This is a genomic window from Flavobacterium sp. N3904 (genome assembly GCF_025947305.1).
Taxonomy (GTDB): domain Bacteria; phylum Bacteroidota; class Bacteroidia; order Flavobacteriales; family Flavobacteriaceae; genus Flavobacterium.
The window spans coordinates 1,119,760-1,136,869 of the sequence record NZ_CP110009.1 but is presented as its reverse complement, the minus strand read 5'-3'; the positions used below and the strand labels follow the sequence as shown (position 1 = coordinate 1,136,869).

Here is a 17,110-nt window from a genome sequence, read left to right as displayed (position 1 = left end):
TTTTTTATTATATATAAAAATGATTATTTTTATATTATTTATAAATTTTTATTATTAAAAAACACCTTCATAAATGATTTTTAAGGCTTCTTTTAATTTATTGTATATCTATTTACTTTTTTTGCATTTTGATTCATTAGAGGTTTTTATTTGTTATTTTATTTTAAAAAAAAATTTTTCAAGTTTTACTTTTTTTTATTTTTAACAGTTTCTACTTTTACAAATATATTTTATTATAAAATGCATTAAATAAAAATTATATATCATTTTTTATTTTTTAATAGATATTACTAATTAAAAACAACTTCTATATCTCTTTTTTAAAGCAATTTTAAATATTTTGTATCACTTTATATCATTTTAGATTTTAAGATAATTACAGGGCTTTATTTTAATTTTTGGAGTATAATTTGACACTTTAACGGCTTGTTAACATACGCTTGTTAATAAAGTTGTAAATTTATATATAGAAATTTTTAAACTCAAATGTCATGTCAAATAATACGGGAAATACAATTGTAGCTATTTTAGTTGGTGCTGCTATAGGAGCAGGAATTGGAATTTTGTTTGCACCAGACAAAGGATCTAAAACTCGTGAAAAACTAAAAGATGGTTTTGATGATGCGAAACATAATCTTCAGGATAAATTTCATGATGTGTCTGAAAAATTAATTGGAAAAGTTTTAGTTGCCAAAGATGACATCGATGGAAATTACGAAAACATAGTTTCTACACTTAGTCATAAAACTGAAGATGTAATTTCATTTTTAGAAAACAAATTGGCAGAACTTAAATTAAAAAACGCTAAATTTCAAAAATAAAATCTAGCATCTATGGCTTTTGATAAAATAAAAGAAAATACTGAAAATATTCAAGACCAAGTACAAGCTTATTTTGAGAGCTCGGCTTCCTATTATAAATTATGGGGTTTTAAGGTTGCCATGAAATCAACCACTATGATTTTGAAGTTTACTCTGATTTTATTATGTATTAGTATGGTTTTATTATTTGGTTCTATTGCTGCTGCTTTTGCAATTGGTTCCTATTATGATAGTTATGCTAAAGGTTTTCTTATTGTTGGAGGGTTTTATTTTGTAACTACGTTATTAATTGCTATGATAAAAGACAAAGTAATTGAAGGTCCAATTTTAGCGAAATTTTCAGAAATCTTTTTTAACGATTAATTATGGAGCCTAAAAAATATTCTTCTTACGCAGAAATTGATCGTGATTTGGAAATCTTAAAATTAGAAAAAGAAATCAGTTATCAAAAGGTAGTTTTAAGTGTACAACGGACAAGGGATTCTATAACTCCAGAAAATATCATTAATGGTTTTTTGGCACCCTATAAAGAAGCGATTCCTAATCAGTTGCTTTCAATTATTAAATCGGTAGTTCCATATATAATCAGTTATTTTATAAACAGAAAAAGAGGCAATTAAGCCTCTTTTTTGTTATACAAAACTTTTTTCTTTATGCTGGTTCAGTTGTATTTGAAGTATCAGATGGATTATAATCAATAGCTGTTGTATCTGGTTTTTTTATTCTTTTTGGTTGTTTTTTCATTTGTTCTCCAATAATGTTAGAAGCGGTAAAACTAGTTACCATACTGTTTAGCATATCACTTGCTGCTTGAGGAGAGTTTGGTAACAATATCAAATTTGAATTTGTATCGGCACCAATAGCCTGTAAAGTATCATAGTGCTGAGTAATGACAATTAATGCAGAAGCTTCTTGCGAATTAATACCAACGTTATTTAACACTTCTACACTTTCTACCAAACCACGGGCAATTTCTCTACGTTGGTCTGCAATACCTTGACCTTGAAGTTTTTTGCTTTCTGCTTCTGCTTTGGCTTTGGCTACAATTCTAATTCTTTGTGCTTCAGATTCGAACATTGCCGCAGTTTTTTCTCTATCGGCAGCATTGATTCTGTTCATGGCATTTTTTACTTGAATATCTGGATCAATATCGGTAACCAATGTATTGATTATGTCATAACCATAAGTCATCATCGCTTCGTTCAATTCGCGTTTCACACCTATTGCTATATCATCTTTTCTTTCGAAAACATCATCTAAAATTAACTTTGGAACTTCGGCACGTACAACGTCAAATACATAAGCGGTAATTTGATCGTGTGGATATTCTAATTTATAAAAAGCTTCATAAACATGATCTTGAATAACTTTAAATTGTACTGAAACTTTCATTTTGATGAATACGTTGTCTTTTGTTTTGGTTTCAATTAAAACATCTAATTGCTGTATTCTTAAATTTACTCGTCCTGCAATTCGGTCAATCAAAGGAATTTTGAATTGCAATCCAGAATTTCTTACGCTTAGAAATTTTCCAAAACGTTCAATGATAATACTTGTTTGCTGTTTTACGGTAAAAAAAGAGGAAAGAAAAATAATCAATCCGAAGACGATTATAAAAATAAAGGTAATGTTCATGGTCTATGTTTTTAAGTTCGTGTAAGTTATACGTGATAATATATTAAAAGTTACTTATAATTTTATTTTATTTTTTTTTATTAATTATTATACTACTTTCGCATTTTTAACCTTTTATACCAATACTAAATGATTTTCAAAAAGTTTATTTTACCTATTTTAATTATTCCATTATTTTTCGCAGGTTGTGCATCTCAAGAAGAGATTAAATGTTTTTTACCAAAAACAACTGTAAGCAGTAATTCGCCTGTCATTACTGGACAAAGTATTGTTTTGAATACCCCTTTTGATGAGGGTCTAATTTATCATTGGAGTGGACCAAACGGTTTTCAATCTGATAATGCTAATCCGATAATTTCAAATGTTACATCAGGAATGGCTGGTGAATATAAAGTTTTTGCAAGTAAAGGTATATGCAAAACAGAGGAAATTAGTACTACAGTTTCAGTTATTACTAATACGGTAACTTGTGCTCAATCGAATAATACTGCATCATTTGATTCTAATAATTATACTTTTATAGATTACGATAACGATGCTGGTTCTCTAATAAATAATGAATATCTAATAAAGGGAGCAAATTATAATAATTCTGTTCATGTGATTTTTGCAGGAGATGAAAGTCCAAAAGCGGGTATTTATTCCATTGTGAATAAATCTACCGCATTATCTAGTGGAACAGTCCATGTTCAAGCTATATTTTATAGTACTTCAAATTATTTTGCTAAAAGTGGAGATGTGTTAGTTTATTACGATGTTGAAGGAAATACAGTTGCGAAATTTTGCAAGGTTCCTTTTTCGTACAATAACAATACTACAACTGATTTAACAGGATCTACTATGTTTACTGTAACTAAATAAAATATGAAAAAACTATTTATTTTAATTAGCTTTTTGAGTATTTCTTCTTACGCTCAGAACTCCTTTTTTATTGATAAGAAAGGAAAAAAAACTATAATGAGTGACCAAACCGTTGAAATCATAGTTATAGACGAGAGAATATCGTATGCTGAAGTTGATAAGACTTGGGAAAAATACATCAAATTCAAAGATCTTGATTATGCTATTATTGGACCACATTTATTTAGGTCATACAAATTGCTAAATATGAGAGGTAAACCCGAAAGGGAAAGAGCCTTTTTTGTTATGGTAGAAACTAAAGAAAGAACTTTATTATGTTATACCTACACTGTAATTGGTAAATATTCATCTATTGATCATTATAATATAAAAGTTATTGATAGTAAAAACAACATCTTAGATTATGTTAACTGTAATTCTACCAAAAGCGATAAAGAGGAAAGAATGAAAATAATGCCTATGCTGGAGAAGTATTTCTCGGATTGTCCAGGTATTATGAATCAGTTTTCAAAGGATGAGACAGATGAATATTTTTTTAATGTTCTTGAGCCTTTTACTAGTCCTAAATATACAAATTGTAATTAAAAACAAATATGAAAAAAATAATATATATAATTTTTGCTATCGCTTTTCTTCCTGCATTTAGTCAAGCACCAAGAGGATTTTATGCAACTGCAGGTCTTACACAAACTTCTTTAAAGTCTGATGATTTGTTGTCTGATCCTGGTATAGGTTTCAAAACAGGTATAATAGGATCATGGGGTTATCATGAAACATACAATTTCCAACTAGAGTTTCTATATAACCAAAAATCATTTGATTTAAAATCTGTTGAAGGGGACTATCAGACCGTTAATTCTGTTAAATTCAATTCTGAAGCTATTGACTTCGGTTTCTATTTTAATTATTACATTTTAAAACCTGAAGAAGACGCATTCTTTATTGGACCACAATTAGGTTTTACCACGTCGTTTTCTGGCGAATTTATTCCTGCCGGAAATGGAGAGACTTATAATAATAGATATTTACCCTATTTAATTGATGATAATAGTTTTCGGAATATGTCCCCAATTAGTCTTGATGCAGGGTTTGGTTTAACTGGAGGTTATAATGACTTTCGATTCGATTTAAGATATACGATGGGTTTAAGTAATCGTTTAGAAAGTGTTGAAACTAATAGTCGTGATGATTCTAATTTATATACTGGTCCAATTCTTGAAGGAAAACTTAACACTATTTCTTTCTCCTTGTCTTATCTATTTTGGAAAAAAAACAATAAAAGATAAAATAAAGCTCCCAGTCATTTGGGAGCTTTTGTTTTATAATTTAGTTATTGCTGTTTGTAGTCTGGAAATGGTTTCTTGTTTTCCGATGACTTCCACAATATCAAATAGGTGAGGGCCTTTGAGTGCTCCAACCAAACTCAAACGAAAGGGTTGCATTACTTTTCCCATTGCAATTTCATTTTTGGTCATCCAGTCTTTTAGGATACTTTCAATATTTAATGATGTAAAATCACTTATTTCTTCTAGTACCGATATCAATTCTTGCATCAATGCCGGTGTTTCTGTTTTCCAATTTTTAGCTGCTTTTTCATCATATGTCAACGGAGCTATAAAAAAGAAATCACTCATTTCCCAAAAATCAGAAACAAAGTCTGCTCTTTCTTTTATTAATGAAACAATTTTTGACAAATCAACCAGTGAAAAATACCTGTTCAGATCTTTTGAATCGATAATTTTTGAGAATTTCTCAGCCAAAAAGGTATCATCTTTTTTCATTAAATATTGATGATTGAACCATTTGTTTTTCTCCGGATCAAATTTCGCCCCTGATTTGTGTACTCTTTTTAAATCAAACACTTGTGTTAATTCTTCTAAGGTAAAAAGTTCTTTGTCGGTTCCATCATTCCAGCCCAATAAGGCTAAAAAATTCACAACTGTTTCGGGAAAAAATCCTTTTTCTCTATAACCAGACGAAACGCCTTCTGATGTTTTCCATTCTAACGGAAATACGGGGAATCCCATTTTGTCTCCATCTCTTTTGGATAATTTACCGTTTCCGATTGGTTTTAATATTAAAGGCAAGTGCGCAAACTCCGGTGCATCCCATCCAAAAGCACGATACAACATTACGTGTAATGGCATAGATGGCAACCATTCTTCACCACGAATTACGTGTGAGGTTTCCATCAAATGGTCATCAACAATATTTGCCAAATGATAGGTTGGCATACCATCACTTTTAAACAATACTTTATCATCCAAAAGATTGGTTTCGAATTTTACTTCGCCACGAATAATATCTTGCAAAAGCAAAGTTTCATTAGTCGGTGTTTTAAAACGGATTACATAATCTTCTTTATTGGCTATTCTTTTTGCAGTTTCTTCTTTGGTGATTACTAAAGAAGTATCCAGTTTTTCACGATTATGGTGATTGTAGATAAATGTTTTGCCTTCAGCTTCATGCTGTTTTCTATGTGCATCTAGTGATTCGGCAGTATCAAAAGCATAATAAGCATTTCCTGAGTCGATTAATAAATCGGCATATTGTCTGTATATCTGTTTTCTCTCACTTTGTCTGTATGGACCAAACTTTTCATTTTTTCCTATGGTTTCATCAGGAGCTATTCCTAACCATTCCAAAGCTTCCATTATATATTCTTCTGCTCCTGGAACAAATCGATTTTGATCGGTATCTTCTATTCGTAGGTAAAAAGTTCCTCCGTTTTTTTTAGCAAACAAATAATTAAATAAAGCGGTACGTACTCCGCCAATATGTAAAGGTCCTGTGGGACTTGGTGCAAAACGCACACGAACTGGTTTAGACATTATTGTAAATTTTTTGCAAATATACAATTTCAATTTGTCGTTTTCTATCTGTAATTAGTGTTTCTTGAACACTTTAATATTATGTTTTATTTACCTTTCACTAATCATTAAAATTGTTACTTTTATTGGTTATTAAATCAATACTATAATTTTGGAAAAGGTACATTCGATACATCAAAAATTAGAAGCTTTTATAAAGAAGTATTATACCAATGAATTAATCCGTGGCATAATGTTTTTTATTGGACTCGGATTAATTTATTTTATTTTTACGCTCTTTATTGAATATTTCCTTTGGCTAAAACCACAAGGAAGAACGGTCTTATTTTGGTTTTTCATTACTGTCGAAGCGTTTTTATTAATGCGTTTTATACTGTTCCCCATTTTCAAAATTTTGAAATTTCAAAAGGGAATTGATTATAGTCAAGCATCCATAATTATCGGAAAACATTTTTCTGAAGTAAACGATACCCTAACTAACTATTTGCAGCTTTCAAATTCAGACACTACAGTTTATAATTCAGAATTATTATTGGCTTCCATAGAGCAAAAAGCAAATGCTTTGCGTCCAATTCCTTTTGGAAGAGCTATTGATTTTAGTTCCAATAGAAAATATATACCGTTAGCGATTTTGCCAATTCTTTTTTTATTGTTCTTTCTTCTGTCTGGAAATGGTCAGATTATTTCGCAAAGTTTGAATAGGGTAGTGCACTTCAATGTTGCTTTTTCCCCACCTGCACCTTTTAAGTTTACTGTTTTAAATTCAAATTTAGTTACGGAACAAGGCAAAGATTTTATTTTGCATATTAAATCTCAAGGAGCAGTAGTGCCTGAAAATGTTTTGATTTTTATTGGTGATGAAAGTTATTTTCTTGAAATCATTAAGCCAGGGGAATTTCAATTTAAAATTGTGAAACCACTTAAGAATGTTTCTTTTCATTTGGAAGCAAATACTATTATTTCATCCGATTACGAATTGAAGGTAATTGCTGTTCCCACTATTTCAAACTTTGAAATGAAGTTCGTTTATCCTGCTTATTTAAATTTAAAATCTACTATTATTAAGGGAACTGGTAATGGTATTATTCCCGAAGGGACACAAGTTACCTGGATGATGAATACAAATGCAACGCAAAATGTGGTATGGAAAAATGAAGTAAATAGTTTCCCTTTCTCAAAGACTGAGAATAGATTTAATTTATCTAAAAACATAACTCAAAATACAGAATATCAAATAATTACATCCAATAATAATGTAAAAAACTTCGAAAAATTGGATTATCAGTTAAATGTTGTCAAAGATCAGTATCCAACGATTAATATTACTAAAGCACCAGATAGTTTGAATGTTTCAAATACTTATTTTGTTGGGCAATTGGCTGATGATTATGGATTGTCTAAGTTGCAGATTGTATATTATGAATCTGGAAAACCAGCAAATGCCAAGCGTGTAACAATAGCTGTTAAGCAGGATACTTTTGATCAATTTGTTTTTAATTTTCCTGCAAATCTTGATTTGGCAAAAGGAATAAATTATGATTTCTACTTTGAGATTTTTGATAATGATGCCATTCATCATTATAAAAGCAGTCGTTCTTCTGTTTTTTCAAACCGCATTTTAACCGATGAAGAGAAACAAAATAGTAATCTTCAAGAGCAAAATAGTACAATAAACAGTTTGCAAAAATCTTTGTCTAAGCAAGAGAAACAGTTTTCTGAAATGGAAAAATTGCAACAAACAAATAAGGAAAAGAATGCTTTGGATTTTAAAGATCGTCAAAAAATAAACGATTTTATTAAGCAGCAGGAACAGCAAAATGAGTTGATGAAAGAATTTGCCAATAAAATGAAAAACAATCTAGACAAGTCAAATCCCCAGCAGAAGGATGAAATCAAAGAATTATTGCAAAAAAGATTAGACAATACAGATAAGGAATTGGATAAGAATAAAAAGCTATTAGACGAACTTAATGAATTAAATAATAAAATTAAAGATGAAGATTTTGTTGAAAAGCTTGATAAATTTAAGCAGAGCAGTAAAAGTCAAAATAAGAATCTTGCGCAATTGGTTGAATTAACCAAGCGTTATTATGTCGAAAAAAAAGCAGAACAATTAGCTGATAAATTGGATAAACTTTCCCAGAAAGAGGATAAATTATCAGAGAATGAAAAAGAAAATTCTGCTCAAGAGCAGAAGAAATTAACAGATGAATTCGAGAAAATTCAAGAAGAATTAAAACAATTGGAAAAGGATAATGACGATTTAAAATCCCCAATTGATATTCCTTCCGATTCAGACAAAGAAAAAAGTATTAAAGATGACCTCAATAAAGCAGGTTCAGATTTGCAAAATAACAACAAAGCTAAAGCTAAACCTAGTCAAAAGAGTGCTTCGAAAAAGATGAAAGAAATGTCTAAGGCGATGGAGCAAGCAATGGAAGAATCAAACAAAGACCAGATTGAAGAAGACGTAAAAATGTTGCGTCAAATTTTAGATAATTTATTAGCTTATTCTTTTTCACAAGAAGAGGTGATGAAACAATTCAAAGCAACAAAACTTGGCTCTCCTTCTTTTAATAAATACATTAAAACGCAACAAAATTTAAAATTACAATTCAAGCATGTTGACGATAGTCTTTTTGCATTGTCATTACGTCAACCAAAAATAGCAGAATCTGTTACAAAAGAGGTTGCCAATGTAGAATACAATATTGATAAATCTCTTGAAAGTTTAACTGATTCTCAACTGCAAAGAGGTTTTTCTCAACAACAATATGCGATTTCATCTGCTAATAAATTGGCCGATTTATTGAGCGATTCCTTGAACAGTATGCAAATGCAAATATCTGGCAGCAGTGGAGGAAAACCAAAACCTGGCAAAGGCTCAGGAATGCAGTTGCCGGATATTATAAAAAAGCAAGGAGAATTAGCAGATAAAATGAAGCAAGGAATTAAGCCTGGCAAAAAATCAGGAGAAGGCAGTAAACCAGGAGAAAGTAAAAGCAAAGGAACTCAGTCCGGAAAAGGCGAAGGTAATGATGGTGATAAGGAAGGGGATGGAGAAGGGGACGCGAAAGCGACTATTGATATTTATAAAGAGCAGCAACAATTGCGTGATGCGTTGCAAGAAGAACTTAATAAAAAAGGACTAGGAAATAATGGACAGAATGCTTTAGAGCAAATGAAACAGTTAGAAAAACAGTTATTAAACAAAGGTTTTAATAATGAAACCTTACAACGAACTAACAACATTAAACAAGAACTTTTAAAATTAGAGACTGCTATTCGATTACAAGGAGAGGACCCAAAGCGCCAATCTGAAACTAATATCAAAAGCTATTCCAATCAAGCAAGCCCATTACCAAAGGCTCTTTCAGAATATTTAAATAGCATCGAAATATTAAATAGACAATCGCTACCTTTGCGCTCGAATTTTAATCAAAAAGTTCAAGAATATTTTAACAACAAATGATCAATTTTAATTACGAATCCGATTTTATTTTAGAAAACGAAGAGGCAATATCCTCTTGGCTAAGCAATGTAATCCTTTCGGAAAACAAAACAGAAGGTGAAATCAGCTACATCTTTTGTAATGACGAGTATCTTCATAAGATTAACTTAGAGTATCTAAATCACGACACACTTACCGATATTATTAGTTTCGATTACACGATGGGCAACGAAATAAGCGGCGATGTTTTTGTTTCTATAGAAAGGGTTTTAGACAATGCCAAAGACTACAACACGCTTTTCGACGAAGAATTAAAAAGAGTTTTAGTACATGGTGTTTTGCATTATTGCGGATATAAAGACAAAACCGAAAAAGACGAAGCTTTAATGAGAAGCAAAGAAGATGAAAAACTTGCAATGTTTCACGTGGAACAGTAATTCAAACCTATCAAAATTATATAAAAAAGAAATACGTTCCACGTGAAACATTGTTAAATTTTTATATTTTTTAGTTGTTTTTAAGCAATATGTTTCACATGGAACAGCTTTATTATTGCTTTTATTTAATAAGTTATGTTTCACGTGGAACATCTTTTAAAATTTTTATCTAATAGATTTGGTAGTGTATAATGTTTTACGTGGAACAGAAATTTTTTAATTCCATAATTCCTTTGAAAAGGGTTAATATATAAAAAAATGTTTTTAGAAGAGTATGATGTAATTGTGGTGGGAGCGGGTCACGCTGGTTCTGAAGCTGCGGCTGCGGCTGCAAATTTGGGATCCAAAACTTTGTTGGTGACTATGAGTTTGCAAAACATTGCGCAAATGTCTTGCAATCCTGCAATGGGCGGAATTGCAAAAGGACAAATAGTTCGTGAGATTGATGCGCTTGGTGGATATTCTGGAATTGTTTCAGATCGAACGGCTATTCAGTTTAAGATGTTGAATAAATCAAAAGGTCCTGCAATGTGGTCTCCGAGAGTTCAAAGTGATCGTATGCGATTTGCAGAAGAATGGCGAATGATGTTGGAAGGAACTCCTAATCTTGATTTTTATCAAGAAATGGTAAAAGGTTTGATAATTGAAGGCGGAAAGATAAAGGGAATCAGAACTTCGTTGGGAGTGGAGATTCGTTCCAAATCGGTTGTGTTGACGAATGGAACTTTTTTGAATGGTTTGATTCATATTGGAGAAAAACAATTTGGAGGTGGTCGTGCTGGAGAGAGTGCTGCGTATGGAATCACCGAAGATTTAATTAAAGCTGGTTTTGAAGCAGGAAGAATGAAGACAGGAACGCCTCCAAGAGTTGACGGACGTTCTTTGGATTATTCTAAAATGAATGAAGAAAAAGGCGATGCGAGGCCAGATAAGTTTTCATATTCTGATTTGACTAAACCATTGGCGATTCAAAAATCCTGTCACATGACGTACACTTCATTAGAGGTGCATAATATTTTGAGAGAAGGATTTGATCGTTCTCCGATGTTCAATGGAAGAATAAAAAGTATAGGCCCTAGATATTGTCCTTCTATTGAAGATAAAATAAATCGTTTTGCTGATAAAGAACGTCATCAATTGTTTGTGGAGCCAGAAGGTTGGAATACCTGCGAGGTTTATGTAAATGGTTTTTCTACTTCTTTGCCAGAGGATATTCAGTTTAAAGCGTTGCGTACAGTTGTTGGTTTTGAGAATGTCAAATTCTTTCGTCCTGGTTATGCTATCGAATATGATTATTTTCCGCCAACGCAATTGAAACATACGTTGGAAACTAAGTTGGTTGAAGGTTTGTATTTTGCAGGACAAATTAATGGTACAACAGGATATGAAGAAGCAGCCTCTCAAGGTTTGATGGCTGGAATCAATGCGCATTTAAAAGTTCACGAACAAGCGCCATTAATTTTGAAACGTGACGAAGCATATATTGGAGTTTTGATCGATGACTTAATTACGAAGGGTACAGAAGAACCTTATCGTATGTTTACTTCCCGAGCAGAGTACAGAACATTGTTGCGTCAGGATAATGCTGATTTTAGATTGACACCACTATCGTACGAAATTGGTTTGGCTTCTGAAACGCGTTTGCGTAGAATGGAGTACAAATTAAATGAGTCTGAAAAAATGGTGGCTTTCTTCAGAGAGACTAGTGTTTCGGTAGAAGAGACTAATCCTATTTTGGAGGCGAAAGAGACAGCCCTGATCAATCAAGGCGATAAAATGTTTAAAGTATTTTCAAGACCACAAATCGATTTGGAAGATATGTTGAAATTTGAAAAAGTTAAACAATACTTGGTTGATAACAATCTTGATCAGGAAATTTTGGAGCAAGCCGAGATTCAAGTAAAGTATTCAGGTTATATTGAAAAGGAAAGAAACAACGCTGATAAGTTGACCAGATTGGAAGATGTCAAAATCCCTGAAAATTTTGATTATAATAAGATTAAATCAATGTCTATTGAAGCGAAGCAAAAACTTGGAAAGATACGTCCTGTGACGATTTCACAAGCGTCGAGAATAAGTGGAGTTTCGCCAAGTGATGTTTCTGTACTTTTGATTTATATGGGAAGGTAAGAGGATTTCAGAATCAAGTTTTTTAAACTAGTTGAAGCTTTACTTTAAGTACAGTTTTATTGAATCTTATTTATTGAACTGAGTTTAATTTTTTTATTTAAATTTTGAATGGTGCTTTTTTTTATTCAATTCGAAAGTGAATATATAATCTAAACTTTGAACTCTAAAATTAATTTGTTCCACGTGAAACTACGTTCGTAACACTCGTGTTTCTTGAAGAAATGTTTTTTAAATATTTTATAAATGAGAATTATCCAAACAACAATTTTATCTTTAAAACAAAAACAATCGTTGTTTGAACTTTGGAATTCAGAATATCCTAAAAAAATTGGCTATAATGAATTGTCCGAATTTGAAGATTATCTGGACGGACTTTTAGAAATAAAACATTATTTGTTGATGAATGATCAAAATACAATTCTAGGCTGGGCTTTTACTTTTGTTCGGGAAGAAGAGGATTGGTTTGGGATTATAATTGATTCTAACATACATGGTAGAGGATTTGGGACACTTTTGCTAAATGAACTAAAAAAGCATAAATCGATTTTGAATGGCTGGGCTACCAATCATCAAAATGATTTTAAACAGAATAACGAACCTTATCTTTCTCCAATAGAATTTTATTCTAAAAACGGATTTATAGTGAATGAAAATATACGGATGGAAAATGAGAAAATTTCTGCTGTCAAAATAAGATGGGAAAGGATATAGAATGAAAAATCATTTCTTTTCTTTAATTAATTAAAAAAAAATTTCTTTTTAGCTCTTTTCTAAAGATCTAAAATTATTTATTTAAAAACACAAATGGATATTACACACAAAACACATTTTTTAAAAGTAAAAGATTATTCCGTTTCTCAAGAAACCTTCGATCTCTATCATGATGAAACATTGGATATGTTAATTACGCATCCGCAACCGAGTTTGGATGTTCTAGGGAAGTACTATGAGAGTCCCGACTATATTTCGCATACCGACTCCAAAAGATCGTTGTTTGAAAAGGCATACCATTTTGTAAAAAATATTGCATTAAAAAATAAATTGAGTTTAATCAATTCGTATCAACCTTCTAAAGGGTTGATTTTGGACATAGGTGCTGGAACCGGAGATTTTTTGACGGTTGCCCAAAATGACGGTTGGAAAACGGTAGGAGTCGAACCCAGTGATAAAGCCAAAGCGATTGCAAAGAGCAAAGGCGTTTCTTTTGTGGAAAAAACAGCTGAATTGGAAAGCCATACTTTTGATGTGATTTCGATGTGGCATGTTTTGGAACACGTTCCCAATTTGGACGAACAGATAAAGGAATTAAAACGATTGCTAAAACCAAGTGGAACTTTGATTGTTGCCGTTCCCAATTTCAAATCTTATGACGCAAAATATTATGGAAACTTTTGGGCGGCTTATGATGTGCCGATTCACTTTTGGCATTTCTCCAAAATAGCGATTCAAAAATTGTTTGAAAAGGAAAATATGAAACTTGTAAAAGTGCTTCCAATGAAATTTGATTCTTTTTATGTGAGCTTACTTTCCGAAAAATACAAAACCGGAAAAATGAATTACATTAAGGCCTTTTTCATTGGATTGCAGTCGAATTGGAAAGCCAAACAAAATTTTGAATATTCATCGCACATTTATGTCCTTAAAAACAACCAAAACTCGTTTTAAGCTGTTTTAAGACGTTTATTTTGGTTTTAATAGGGAATTAGGTCAAAACTTTCTGTTTGTTTATATAAAACCCTCCTTTAAATCCGTTTATTATAGCCATACGTTATTAAATTTTAATTATCAATAATCGAAATATATAATATAAAAATAGTCGCATTTTTCAAACTTTTTGTCAATACTATCTATTTTTTTATATTTTTGTCATCCATACTAAAAAAACCTGAAATACATCAAAATGAGAAAAGCATTATTATTTATCGCAATTTCAATATCACTTGTTTCTTGTGATAAAAAAGCAGAAGTTAAAGAATTAAAAACAGCTTATGTTGATACTGCTGTCTTGATGAAAGAATATACGGAGACCAAAGATCTGGAAGCAAAATACAAAGCGCAAGCAGCAGAGAAAGGAAGACAACTGGAAGCAGAAATCAACAGATTCAAACAGGATGCTACCAATTTTCAACGTAATGCTCAGGCAAACGGTCAAGAATGGGCTCAAAAAAATGGTGCTGAATTGCAACGTAGAGAGCAACAATTGGGTCAGGCACAGCAAGCTTTGCAAATGCAATTGCAACAAGACAGCGGAAAAGAAATGGATTCTCTTGTAAGCGGAGTAAAAAAATTCATAAAAGCGTACGGTAAAAAAGAAGGATATGCCTATATCTACGGTACTGGAGATGCAGCATCAGTTTTGTATGCCGAAGAAAAATACGACATTACAAAAGAAATCGTAAAATTATTGAACGAAAAATACAAATCGACTGCAAAAACAGAAGAAGTTAAGAAGTAATCTTTAGTTCACAAAACTTTATAAAACCTTCATCTTGAATAAGATTGAAGGTTTTTTTATTTCCGTTATTTTCATATTTTAGCTTTTTAAACTATACGCCAAATGCAATCCCTATCCGAAGCCGCTGCCTATGCTCTCCGTTTTATCAATCAAACGCACCAATCCGTTTTTCTTACCGGGAAAGCAGGAACGGGTAAAACCACTCTTTTGCGGCAAATTATTGCCACGACTCACAAGAATACGGTGGTGGTGGCGCCTACGGGAATTGCAGCGCTAAATGCCGGAGGAGTGACGATACATTCGATGTTTCAATTGCCTTTTGGTGGTTTTATTCCTGACAATTCGGCTCCCCAATTTTCGGATACAACCAAATTTGAAACCAAAGCCACTTTGCGCAGGCATTTCAAGATGAGTGGACAAAAACGCGCAGTCATTCGTAATATGGAATTGCTTATCATAGACGAAGTCAGTATGTTACGAGCCGATTTGCTCGACGCCATGGATTATATGATGCAAACCGTCAGAAAGAAATCCGCCCCTTTTGGGGGTGTTCAGGTATTATTTATAGGAGATTTATTACAGTTACCACCTATTATTCGTGACGAAGAATGGCGTACTTTACGAAATTACTACAGAGGAAAATTCTTTTTTCATGCCCATGTGATTCAGCACTATCCGCCGTTGTACATTGAGTTATCCAAAATTTACCGTCAGACCGATGATCGATTCATTTCGGTTTTGAATAATCTGCGCAATAATGAGATTACACCTACTGATATTCAAATGCTTAACGAATTTGTGAAACCCAATTTTGACCTAAAAGCAAACAAAGGTTTTATCACGCTGACCACGCACAATGCCAAAGCCGATGTGATGAACGCCCAGTCACTTGAGGATTTAGAAGGTAAACTAACGACTTTCACACCCGAAATCACCGGTGATTTTCCGGAGAAAATATATCCTGTAGATCCCAATTTACAGCTCAAAGTAGGCGCGCAGATTATGTTTGTCAAAAACGATCTGTCGCTGGATAAAAATTATTTCAACGGAAAAATGGGTATTGTAAAAACGATGACCAGCAAAGAAATCTGGGTGCATTTTCCCGACGAAGACAAGACCATCGAAGTCGACAAGTATGAATGGCAAAACATTCGCTACACCGTAAACGAAATGACCAAGGAAATAGAGGAGGAGGTTTTGGGCACTTTTGTGCATTACCCGATCAAGTTGGCGTGGGCGATTACAGTACACAAAAGCCAGGGATTGACTTTTGACAAAGCTGCGCTTGATGTATCGCAAGTTTTCTTGCCCGGGCAGGCCTATGTGGCATTATCGCGTTTGCGTTCGTTAAACGGGCTTGTTTTGCTTTCTCCGTTGCGAATGAATGGTATTTCAAACGATCAGGATGTGATGGATTACGCAGAGAACAAAGCCTCGGAAGAAGCTTTGGCCAATGCCTTGAAACGGGAAACCAAGAATTTCATACTCAACTACCTGAAAAACAGTTTCGACTGGAACGAATTGGCACAGGAATGGCGCAACCATCAATTCAGTTACAACGAAGATGCCGAAAATTCCGTTAAATTCAAACACAAAGCATGGGCACAAAACCAGGCCGGTGTCATTTGGCAATTGCTGGAACCTTCCTCCAAGTTTTTGGTTCAACTGGACAAATTGTTCCACAATGAACAATTGGAATTTAGTCATATTTCCGAACGGATCCATGCGGCATTCAATTATTTTATGGATCCGATGGACAAGTTGGTTTACGAAATTCTGTGGAAGCTCGAAGAAGTAAAACGACTCAAAAAAGCCAAAGCCTTTTATGACGAACTCGTTATACTCGACGATTTGCAAACCAAAGCAGTGCTTCAATTGATGAAAGCCAAACTGATGATTGCCACATTGGTAAAAGGGGAAACCATCTCAAAAGAAAAACTAACTTCTGATGAAATAAAAAAATACAAAACCGTTAAAGTCGAGCGCGTCATCGAAGATTTCAAAAAAGCCAACATCACCCTGATCGAGGACGAAAAAGATGCCGAACGCTACGCACCGAAGAAAACCACCAAAAAGGAACCCAAAAAATCGACGGTGCAGGAAACCCACGAGCTGTGGCTGGAAAAGAAAACCGTGCAAGAAATAGCCACCATACGCAAGTTTACGCAAGAAACCATTTTGTCGCATCTCACCAAATTGATTCAGGCCAAAACCATAACCATCAGCGAGGTATTTACTGAAGATAAAATAGCCGCACTCACCGAGGCTTTTGCGGGCTACAAAGAAGAATCGGTTTCTCCGTTGAAAGAAAAATACGGAGACACTTTCAGTTGGGAAGAGCTAAGGATGTTTAAGTCCAGTCTGAATCTGTAGCAAAACTTTCGTCATATGATGAAAATTAACAACCAAAAGACTAAATAGAATTGCGGGAAATCATTTATATTTGAGGCATTAAAAACGTTTAACAAATAGGTCTTAATTGGCCAAAA

At 32.9% G+C, this 17,110-nt stretch carries 15 protein-coding genes; 13 read left to right on the top strand and 2 right to left on the bottom strand.

The features are described 5' to 3' along the window. Positions 1-491: 491 nt before the first annotated feature. The 3 genes from OLM57_RS04540 to OLM57_RS04530 are packed head-to-tail and all read left to right on the top strand — an operon-like array spanning position 492 to position 1,441. A complete protein-coding gene (locus tag OLM57_RS04540) occupies positions 492-821 on the top strand; it encodes a YtxH domain-containing protein (RefSeq protein ID WP_264566054.1) in 330 nt (109 codons plus the stop codon). A gap of 12 nt (positions 822-833) precedes the next feature. Further along, positions 834-1,184 carry a competence protein gene (locus OLM57_RS04535; protein WP_264566053.1) on the top strand — a complete coding sequence of 117 codons (351 nt, stop codon included), beginning with the start codon at positions 834-836 and terminating at the stop codon, positions 1,182-1,184. Between the two features lie 2 nt (positions 1,185-1,186). Then, positions 1,187-1,441 carry a DUF6327 family protein gene (locus OLM57_RS04530; RefSeq protein ID WP_264566052.1) on the top strand — a complete coding sequence of 85 codons (255 nt, stop codon included), beginning with the start codon at positions 1,187-1,189 and terminating at the stop codon, positions 1,439-1,441. A gap of 31 nt (positions 1,442-1,472) precedes the next feature. On the opposite strand, the gene OLM57_RS04525 is transcribed toward OLM57_RS04530, so the two are convergent. Then, positions 1,473-2,456 (bottom strand): SPFH domain-containing protein, encoded by a 984-nt coding sequence (locus OLM57_RS04525; protein ID WP_264566051.1) that lies wholly within the window; start codon positions 2,454-2,456, stop codon positions 1,473-1,475. A gap of 129 nt (positions 2,457-2,585) precedes the next feature. Between OLM57_RS04525 and OLM57_RS04520 the strand changes: the two genes are divergently transcribed. From OLM57_RS04520 to OLM57_RS04510, 3 genes are read left to right on the top strand one after another with little or no spacing between them, the layout of a single operon-like run. Beyond that, the gene (locus OLM57_RS04520; RefSeq protein ID WP_264566050.1) at positions 2,586-3,317 is read left to right on the top strand and encodes a hypothetical protein; all 732 of its coding nucleotides are present in this window, start codon (positions 2,586-2,588) and stop codon (positions 3,315-3,317) included. 3 nt (positions 3,318-3,320) lie between these two features. Next, a complete protein-coding gene (locus tag OLM57_RS04515; protein ID WP_264566049.1) occupies positions 3,321-3,902 on the top strand; it encodes a hypothetical protein in 582 nt (193 codons plus the stop codon). An 8-nt stretch (positions 3,903-3,910) separates the two neighbouring features. After that, positions 3,911-4,603: a PorT family protein gene (locus tag OLM57_RS04510; protein WP_264566048.1), complete on the top strand. Its 693-nt coding sequence runs from the start codon at positions 3,911-3,913 to the stop codon at positions 4,601-4,603. Between the two features lie 33 nt (positions 4,604-4,636). On the opposite strand, the gene gltX is transcribed toward OLM57_RS04510, so the two are convergent. Further along, positions 4,637-6,148 carry a glutamate--tRNA ligase gene (gltX, locus tag OLM57_RS04505; RefSeq protein WP_264566047.1) on the bottom strand — a complete coding sequence of 504 codons (1,512 nt, stop codon included), beginning with the start codon at positions 6,146-6,148 and terminating at the stop codon, positions 4,637-4,639. 151 nt (positions 6,149-6,299) lie between these two features. On the opposite strand from gltX, the gene OLM57_RS04500 reads away from it, so the two are divergent. The 7 genes from OLM57_RS04500 (at position 6,300) to OLM57_RS04470 (ending at position 16,994) form a co-directional block, all read left to right on the top strand. Next, positions 6,300-9,620: a DUF4175 family protein gene (locus tag OLM57_RS04500; protein ID WP_264566046.1), complete on the top strand. Its 3,321-nt coding sequence runs from the start codon at positions 6,300-6,302 to the stop codon at positions 9,618-9,620. After that, on the top strand, positions 9,617-10,036 hold the full coding sequence (gene ybeY / locus OLM57_RS04495; protein ID WP_264566045.1) for an rRNA maturation RNase YbeY: 420 nt from the start codon (positions 9,617-9,619) through the stop codon (positions 10,034-10,036). The genes OLM57_RS04500 and ybeY overlap by 4 nt, the downstream gene beginning before the upstream one ends. Positions 10,037-10,294: 258 nt before the next feature. Then, on the top strand, positions 10,295-12,166 hold the full coding sequence (mnmG, locus tag OLM57_RS04490) for a tRNA uridine-5-carboxymethylaminomethyl(34) synthesis enzyme MnmG (protein WP_264566044.1): 1,872 nt from the start codon (positions 10,295-10,297) through the stop codon (positions 12,164-12,166). 243 nt (positions 12,167-12,409) lie between these two features. After that, on the top strand, positions 12,410-12,877 hold the full coding sequence (locus tag OLM57_RS04485) for a GNAT family N-acetyltransferase (RefSeq protein WP_264566043.1): 468 nt from the start codon (positions 12,410-12,412) through the stop codon (positions 12,875-12,877). Between the two features lie 93 nt (positions 12,878-12,970). Next, positions 12,971-13,831, top strand: coding sequence for a class I SAM-dependent methyltransferase (locus OLM57_RS04480; RefSeq protein ID WP_264566042.1), 861 nt, complete (start codon positions 12,971-12,973; stop codon positions 13,829-13,831). Between the two features lie 235 nt (positions 13,832-14,066). Next, positions 14,067-14,621 (top strand): OmpH family outer membrane protein, encoded by a 555-nt coding sequence (locus OLM57_RS04475; protein ID WP_264566041.1) that lies wholly within the window; start codon positions 14,067-14,069, stop codon positions 14,619-14,621. A 102-nt stretch (positions 14,622-14,723) separates the two neighbouring features. After that, positions 14,724-16,994, top strand: coding sequence for a helix-turn-helix domain-containing protein (locus OLM57_RS04470; RefSeq protein ID WP_264566040.1), 2,271 nt, complete (start codon positions 14,724-14,726; stop codon positions 16,992-16,994). The last annotated feature ends 116 nt before the right edge of the window (positions 16,995-17,110 follow it).

What these genes read in the sequence shown, in the direction of transcription:
- OLM57_RS04540 (WP_264566054.1), top strand. Translation starts at nt 492, where the DNA reads ATGTCAAATAATACGGGAAATACAATTGTAGCTATTTTAGTTGGTGCT.
- OLM57_RS04535 (WP_264566053.1), top strand. Translation starts at nt 834, where the DNA reads ATGGCTTTTGATAAAATAAAAGAAAATACTGAAAATATTCAAGACCAA.
- OLM57_RS04530 (WP_264566052.1), top strand. Translation starts at nt 1,187, where the DNA reads ATGGAGCCTAAAAAATATTCTTCTTACGCAGAAATTGATCGTGATTTG.
- OLM57_RS04525 (WP_264566051.1), bottom strand. Translation starts at nt 2,456, where the DNA reads ATGAACATTACCTTTATTTTTATAATCGTCTTCGGATTGATTATTTTT.
- OLM57_RS04520 (WP_264566050.1), top strand. Translation starts at nt 2,586, where the DNA reads ATGATTTTCAAAAAGTTTATTTTACCTATTTTAATTATTCCATTATTT.
- OLM57_RS04515 (WP_264566049.1), top strand. Translation starts at nt 3,321, where the DNA reads ATGAAAAAACTATTTATTTTAATTAGCTTTTTGAGTATTTCTTCTTAC.
- OLM57_RS04510 (WP_264566048.1), top strand. Translation starts at nt 3,911, where the DNA reads ATGAAAAAAATAATATATATAATTTTTGCTATCGCTTTTCTTCCTGCA.
- gltX (WP_264566047.1), bottom strand. Translation starts at nt 6,148, where the DNA reads ATGTCTAAACCAGTTCGTGTGCGTTTTGCACCAAGTCCCACAGGACCT.
- ybeY (WP_264566045.1), top strand. Translation starts at nt 9,617, where the DNA reads ATGATCAATTTTAATTACGAATCCGATTTTATTTTAGAAAACGAAGAG.
- mnmG (WP_264566044.1), top strand. Translation starts at nt 10,295, where the DNA reads ATGTTTTTAGAAGAGTATGATGTAATTGTGGTGGGAGCGGGTCACGCT.
- OLM57_RS04485 (WP_264566043.1), top strand. Translation starts at nt 12,410, where the DNA reads ATGAGAATTATCCAAACAACAATTTTATCTTTAAAACAAAAACAATCG.
- OLM57_RS04480 (WP_264566042.1), top strand. Translation starts at nt 12,971, where the DNA reads ATGGATATTACACACAAAACACATTTTTTAAAAGTAAAAGATTATTCC.
- OLM57_RS04475 (WP_264566041.1), top strand. Translation starts at nt 14,067, where the DNA reads ATGAGAAAAGCATTATTATTTATCGCAATTTCAATATCACTTGTTTCT.
- OLM57_RS04470 (WP_264566040.1), top strand. Translation starts at nt 14,724, where the DNA reads ATGCAATCCCTATCCGAAGCCGCTGCCTATGCTCTCCGTTTTATCAAT.